Annotated in this window: 5 protein-coding genes and 1 pseudogene; 5 read left to right on the top strand and 1 reads right to left on the bottom strand. The window is 76.3% G+C overall.

Annotated features, from left to right (window positions below):
- Window positions 1–22 precede the first annotated feature (22 nt).
- The 4 genes from GTR00_RS11550 (at window position 23) to GTR00_RS11535 (ending at window position 5479) form a co-directional block, all read left to right on the top strand.
- The gene (locus tag GTR00_RS11550; RefSeq protein ID WP_323132412.1) at window positions 23–973 is read left to right on the top strand and encodes an ABC transporter permease; all 951 of its coding nucleotides are present in this window, start codon (window positions 23–25) and stop codon (window positions 971–973) included.
- Window positions 973–1968, top strand: coding sequence for an ABC transporter permease (locus tag GTR00_RS11545; protein WP_166611769.1), 996 nt, complete (start codon window positions 973–975; stop codon window positions 1966–1968). Before GTR00_RS11550 ends, GTR00_RS11545 begins: the two co-directional genes overlap by 1 nt.
- 71 nt (window positions 1969–2039) lie before the next feature.
- Window positions 2040–3740 (top strand): ABC transporter substrate-binding protein, encoded by a 1701-nt coding sequence (locus GTR00_RS11540; RefSeq protein ID WP_166611768.1) that lies wholly within the window; start codon window positions 2040–2042, stop codon window positions 3738–3740.
- On the top strand, window positions 3737–5479 hold the full coding sequence (locus GTR00_RS11535) for a dipeptide ABC transporter ATP-binding protein (protein WP_166611767.1): 1743 nt from the start codon (window positions 3737–3739) through the stop codon (window positions 5477–5479). The genes GTR00_RS11540 and GTR00_RS11535 overlap by 4 nt, the downstream gene beginning before the upstream one ends.
- Before the next feature lie 259 nt (window positions 5480–5738).
- On the opposite strand, the gene GTR00_RS11530 is transcribed toward GTR00_RS11535, so the two are convergent.
- Window positions 5739–6128 carry an alpha-amylase family protein gene (locus GTR00_RS11530; RefSeq protein ID WP_166611766.1) on the bottom strand — a complete coding sequence of 130 codons (390 nt, stop codon included), beginning with the start codon at window positions 6126–6128 and terminating at the stop codon, window positions 5739–5741.
- On the opposite strand from GTR00_RS11530, the pseudogene GTR00_RS22985 reads away from it, so the two are divergent.
- Window positions 6112–6386, top strand: a pseudogene (locus GTR00_RS22985) (hypothetical protein); the annotation flags it as partial. The gene GTR00_RS11530 and the pseudogene GTR00_RS22985 sit on opposite strands and share 17 nt — an antisense overlap.

Here is a 6386-nt window from a genome sequence, read left to right as displayed (position 1 = left end):
GCCCCTGACCGACAGGTGACGCGTGTCCCCCTCCCCCGCCGCGGCGACCCCGCGGTCCACCGCGAGCTCCACCTCCCTGGGCTCGGCCCTCGTGCGCACGCTGCGCACCGACCGCGGCGCGGCCGCCGGGGCCGTCGTGGTGGCGCTGCTCGTGCTGCTGGCCCTGCTGGCCCCGGTGATCACCGCGGTCACGGGCCAGGACCCCTACACCTACGACCGCTCCGCGTTGGACCCCGCCTCGGGGCTGCCGGCCGGGCCGCTGGGCGGGGTGAGCGCCACCCACTGGTTCGGGGTGGAGCCGCTGACGGGCCGGGACCTGTTCGCGGTCGTCGCGCACGGGGCGCGCACCTCGTTCCTCATCGGGGTGCTCGCCACCGCCGTCTCGGTGGTGGTGGGCGTCGTGCTCGGCGCGAGCGCCGGCTACCTGGGCGGCTGGTGGGACCGCGTCGTGGGCTGGACGGGGGACGTGGTGTTCGGCTTCCCGTACCTGGTGTTCATGGTCGCCCTGGGCGCGGTGCTGCCGCCGGACGTGCCGCGCACCCTGCTGCTGGTCGTCGTCATCGGGTTCTTCGGCTGGCCGCGCGTGGCGCGGGTGGTGCGCTCGGCCACGCTGTCGCTGACGCGGCGGGGCTTCGTGCGCGCGGCGCAGGCGATGGGCTCGCCGCCGTGGCGGACGATCACGCGCCGGGTGCTGCCGAACCTGTGGGGCCCGGTGGTGGTCGTGGCGACGCTGTCGATCCCCGAGCGCATCGGCCTGGAGGCGGCGCTGTCGTTCCTGGGCGTGGGGGTGCGCCCGCCCACGCCGAGCTGGGGCCGGTCGATCTCCGACGCGATCGGGTGGGTGCAGACCGACCCGATGTTCCTGGTCTTCCCCGGCCTGGCGCTGTTCGCGGCGACGCTGGCGTTCAACCTGCTCGGCGACGGCCTGCGCGACGCGCTGGACCCGCGCACGGCCCGGCAGGGGGCGCGCTGATGGCCGGGGTGCGCTACGCGCTGAGCCGCGTCGGCAGCGGGCTGCTGGTCCTGGTCGCCGTGGCGTTCGTCACCTACGCCGTGTTCTACCTGCTGCCCTCGGACCCGGCGCAGCTGTCCTGCGGGCGGCCGTGCACGCCGGAGGCGCTGGAGCGCGCGCGCGGGTTCATGGGCTTCGACGAGCCGTGGTGGCAGCAGTTCGGGCACTTCCTCACCGGCGTGGTCACCGGGCGCACCTTCGGCTCCGGCGCCACCGCGGTGCAGTGCGCGGCGCCGTGCTTCGGCTACTCCTTCCAGGAGAGCGCCCCGGTGGCCTCCCTGATCGTGGACCGGCTGCCGGTGACGCTGTCGCTGGCGGTGGGCGCGGCGGTGCTGTGGGCCGTGGCGGGGGTGGCGCTGGGCGTGCTGGCGGCGCTCAAGCGCGGCACCGCCTGGGACCACCTGACCTCGGCGGTGTCGGTGGTGGGCGTGTCCGCGCCGGTGTACCTGCTGGGGCTGCTGGGCATCCTGCTGCTGGGGTTCACCCTGGACGTGGTGCCGGTCAGCGGTTACGTGCCGCTGAGCGAGTCGCCGCTGGACTGGGCCTGGCACCTGGTGCTGCCGTGGGTGGTGCTGGCGTTCATCAACGGCGCCGTCTACGTGCGCCTGACGCGCGGGCAGATGCTGGAGGTCCTCGGCGAGGACTACGTGCGCACCGCGCGCGCCAAGGGCCTGCCCGAGCGCACCGTCGTCGGCAAGCACGCGCTGCGCAACGTCACGCTGCCGCTGGTGACGCTGTTCGGGCTGGACCTGGGCGGCCTGCTCGGCGGCGCCGTCATCACCGAGCGCGTCTTCGGCATGCCCGGCGTCGGCTCGTTGTTGCTGGACGCGGTGGGCAACCTCGACCTGCCGCTGCTGCTGGGCACGACCCTGTTCGCCGCGTTCGCGGTCGTGGCCGCCAACGTCGTCGTGGACCTCGTCTACGGCGTCCTCGACCCCCGGGCGCGCCTGACGTGAGGCCCGCCCCGTCCCACGACTCCCCGGTCCCGCGCCCCGCGGCACCGGTCCGCACCAGGAAGGCCCCCGACATGACGCTCGACCGCCGCCAGCTCCTGCTCGGCTCGCTCCTCGCCGGCATCGGCGGCACCGCGTTCCTCAGCGCCTGCGGCGCCAACGACCCGGAGCGCTCCGGGCAGGGCTCCGGCCAGGGCTCCACCGAGCGCGGCGGCACGCTGACGGTCCTCGTGGAGTCCACGAGCACGAACTTCGACCCCGCCAAGAGCCAGAGCCTGGCGATCACCTCCCTGGGCCTGGTGCACCGGCGCCTGACGGCGTGGCGGGTGACCTCCGGGCAGCCCGCGGAGCTGGTGCCCGACCTGGCCACGGACACCGGCACCGCCGGCGATGACGGGCGCACCTGGACGTTCACCCTCAAGGACGGGCTGCTGTTCTCCGACGGCACCCCGATCCGCGCCCAGGACGTCAAGTGGGGCCTGGAGCGCTCCTTCGCCGCCGCCTTCAGCGGGGGCCTGACGTACCACAAGGACCTGCTCGCCGGCGCCGACGGCTACGCCGGCCCGTTCGAGGGCGCGCGCCTGGACTCCATCGCCACCCCGGACGAGAAGACGATCGTCTTCACCCTGGAGCGCCCCTACGGCGACTGGGGCTGGATCGCCAGCACCCCGGCGTTCGCGCCCGTGCCGGAGGGCAAGGGCGCCGAGGCCGACTACGGCCTGCGGCCGATCGCCTCGGGCCCGTACGCGGTGACCGCGAACCAGCAGGGCGTGCGCATCGAGCTGACCCGCAACGAGCGCTGGTCGGCGGACACCGACGAGGTGCGCCCGGCGCTGCCCGACACGGTGGTCTTCTCCCTGGGGCAGTCCGCCGACGTCGTCTCCCAGCGCCTGGCCGCGGACTCCGGCGACGACCAGAGCGCCTTCGGCGCCTCCTTCGTCTCCCCCGCGCAGCTGGCGCAGGTGGCCGCGAACCCGTCGGTGAAGGACCGCCTGGTGACCTCCGAGTCCGGCGCCCTGGCGTTCCTGGCGCTGAACACCTCGCGCGGGCCGCTGCGCGACGTGAACGTGCGCAAGGCGTTCCAGTACGCCGTGGACAAGGCCGGTTTCCAGGTCGCCTCCGCGGGCACCGCCGCGCTGGCCGGCGAGGTCGCCACCACGCTGATCACCGACGGCATCGCCGGCCGGGAGGAGTTCGACCTGTACGGCGCGCCCGCCGAGGGCGACCCGGCCAGGGCGAAGCAGCTGCTGGCCGACGCCGGCTTCCCGCAGGGGCTGAGCGGGCTGCGGCTGCTGGTCAGCCAGGACAACAACGGCGCCGCCAAGGGGCAGGCGGTGCAGGCGTCGCTGGCGCAGGCCGGCATCCAGGTGGTGCTGGACGTGCGCGACAGCGACGCCTACTACGCGGCGGTCAACGACGTGAACCCCGACGAGTACGACCTGGCACTGGCGTCGTGGCAGCCGGACTTCCCCAGCGCCAACGCCAACATCCAGCCGCTGTTCGCCAGCAACCAGATCGGGGGCGGCGGGTACAACTCCGCCCGCTACTCCAACCCGGCGGTGGACGCCGCGATCGAGCAGGCGCAGGCCGCGGTGGACCCCGACGCGGCCGCGGCGGCGTGGGTGGCGATCGACAAGCAGGTCATGGCCGACTCCCCCGTGGTGCCGCTGATCTACACGCGCAACTCGTTCCTGCGCGGCTCGAAGGTGACGAACTTCTTCATCGGCGCCTTCCCCGCGTACCCGAACTACCTGGCTGCCGGGGTCGCGCAGTGACGTCCTCCCCGGCGCCCGCCGACCCGCTGCTGCAGCTGCAGGACGCCGACGTGGTGTTCGGCGCCGGCCCCGGTGCCGTGCACGCGGTGCGCGGGGTGAGCTTCTCGGTGGGCGCCGGGGAGGTGCTCGCGGTGGTCGGCGAGTCCGGCTCGGGCAAGACGGTCACGGCGATGTCGCTGCTGGGGCTGCTGCCGGCGTCGGCGCGGGTGGGCGGGCGCGCGCTGCTGCGCGGGCAGGACCTGTACGCGCTGCGCGGGGAGGACCTGCGCGCGGTGCGCGGGGCGCAGGTGGCGATGGTGTTCCAGGAGCCGATGAGCGCGCTGAACCCGGTGCTGACGATCGGCGACCAGCTCGCCGAGGCGGTGCGGGCGCACGCGCGCGTCCCGCGCGCCGCGGCGCGGGCGCGGGCGCTGCAGCTGCTGGGCGAGGTGCGCCTGCCGGACCCGGCGGGCAAGCTGCGCGCCCACCCGCACGAGCTGTCCGGCGGGCAGCTGCAGCGCGTGGTGATCGCCATGGCGCTGGCCGGCGGCCCGGCGCTGCTGGTGGCCGACGAGCCCACGACGGCGCTGGACGTGACGGTGCAGGCCGAGGTGCTGGCGCTGCTGCGCGACCTGGTGGGGCGCACCGGCGCCTCGGTGCTGCTCATCACCCACGACATGGGGGTGGTCGCCGATCTCGCCGACCGCGTCGTGGTGATGCGCGAGGGCCGCGTGGTGGAGACCGGGACCGTCACCGCCGTCCTGCGCTCCCCGCGCGAGGAGTACACCCGCCAGCTGCTGGCCGCGGTGCCGGCGCTGCCGGTGCCGGTGCCCGGCGCGGTGCCGGCGGGCGAGGACGGCCCGGTGCGCCGCGGCGCGCAGGTCGCCGCGCGCACCGACCCGGCGCGCTCCTCGGTGCCCGACGAGGTCCCGGCGGGCGCGGACGTCGCCCTGGCCGTGCGCGGGCTGCACGTGCGCTTCGGCGGCCGGTTGGGCACCCGCGCGGTGCACGCGGTCGCCGGCGTGGACCTGCACGTGGCGCGCGGGGAGGTGCTGGGCCTGGTCGGCGAGTCCGGCTCCGGCAAGAGCACCCTGGCCGGGTGCGTCAGCGGCCTGGTGCGCCGCACCGCGGGGACGGTGGAGGTGGCCGGGCAGGACCCCGAGGGCCTGCGCGGCGCGCGGCTGCGGGAGCTGCGCGGCCGGGTCGGGGTGGTGTTCCAGGACCCCGCCTCCACCCTGGACCCGCGCGCCACCGTGGCGGACTCGGTGGCCGAGCCGCTGCTGCTGCACTCGCGGCTGCGCGGGGGCGCGCTGCGCGCGGAGGTGGAGCGGCTGCTGGAGGCGGTGGCGCTGCCGGGCGGGTACGGCGAGCGGTTCCCGCACGAGCTGTCCGGCGGGCAGCGCCAGCGGGTGGCGATCGCGCGGGCCGTGGCGCTGGGCCCGGACCTGCTGGTGGCCGACGAGCCGACCAGCGCCCTGGACGTGTCGGTGCAGGCCCGGGTGCTGGAGCTGCTGGGCGAGCTGCGCGAGCGCTTCGGCTTCGCGTGCCTGTTCATCACCCACGACCTGGCGGTGGTCAGCCGGGTCGCGGAGCGGGTCGCGGTGATGCACCGCGGGCGGGTGGTGGAGCAGGGCCCGGCCGGGGACGTGCTGGCGCGCCCGCTGCACCCGTACACGCAGCGGCTGGTGGCGGCCGCGCCGGTGGCCGACCCGGACGCCCAGCGCGAGCGCCGCGCGGCCTGGCGGGCGCTGGCGTCCTGAGGGGCGCTGGCGCCTGAGAGGGCCGGTCCCAGGAAGAACCGGTCCTGCACGTCCTCCAGCCCCTGCGCGTGGCACGCCACGGGCCGCACGACGGGTCCCCCGGTCCTCGCGGCGTGCTCGACCAGCTCCAGCAGCACGGGCGCCAGGGCGGCCACCCGCGCGTACCGCACGAAGAACTCCTGGTCCACCGCCCCCGCTCTGCCGACCACGCCGAGCTCGCCGCCGCCGACCATGTCGGGGCAGCCGAGGGGGCGCCCGATCAGCCCCTGCAGCACCAGCCGGGCACCAGGCTCTCGATGCCCTCCGGGCCCCGTGCCGGCGGCTCGTCGTGCAGCCGCTGCGCCAGGGGCTGGCCGGCCGTCCTCCAGCAGGCGCGGTACTCGTTGAAGGGGTACCGCAGGCCCACCCGCGCCCACGCCTCGGTGAGGTCCACGGGTTCGCCGCCGGAGGCGGTGACGTCCTCGGGGCGGTGGCCGCGCAGCTCGGCGACCACCGCCGCCGGGTCGGGGAAGCGGGCCCGCTCGAAGCGCCAGGTGCCGTAGTCCTGCGCCCAGCAGTCGTCGATCAGCAGTGCGCCCGGTGGCACGCCGGCGTCCAGCAGGCCGCGGGCGTGGGCGAGCACGCCCTCCTGGGTGGGCGCGAACGGCATCTCGATCCAGGTGCTGCGCTGCGGGCCGGTGAACAGCTCGCGGGCCGGTGCGCGCCCGGAGGACGGGGAGGAGCGCGCCGGCGTTGCGCGCCAGGTCGCGGGCGTGGGGGCGGGTGCCGAAGGGCGCGTGGCGCCCGTCGGCGACGGCCCCGCCCCACCACCGCTCCCCGGGCTCCAGGGCGAGGTCGAGCTCGTCGCCGCGGGCCAGCTCGGCCCAGCGGGCGGCGGGTGGCGCGGCGGGTGGCGCGGACGGCACCG

The organism is Kineococcus indalonis, assembly GCF_009906395.1.
GTDB classification, from domain to species: domain Bacteria; phylum Actinomycetota; class Actinomycetes; order Actinomycetales; family Kineococcaceae; genus Kineococcus; species Kineococcus indalonis.
This window is presented reverse-complemented; position numbering and strand designations above follow the sequence as displayed.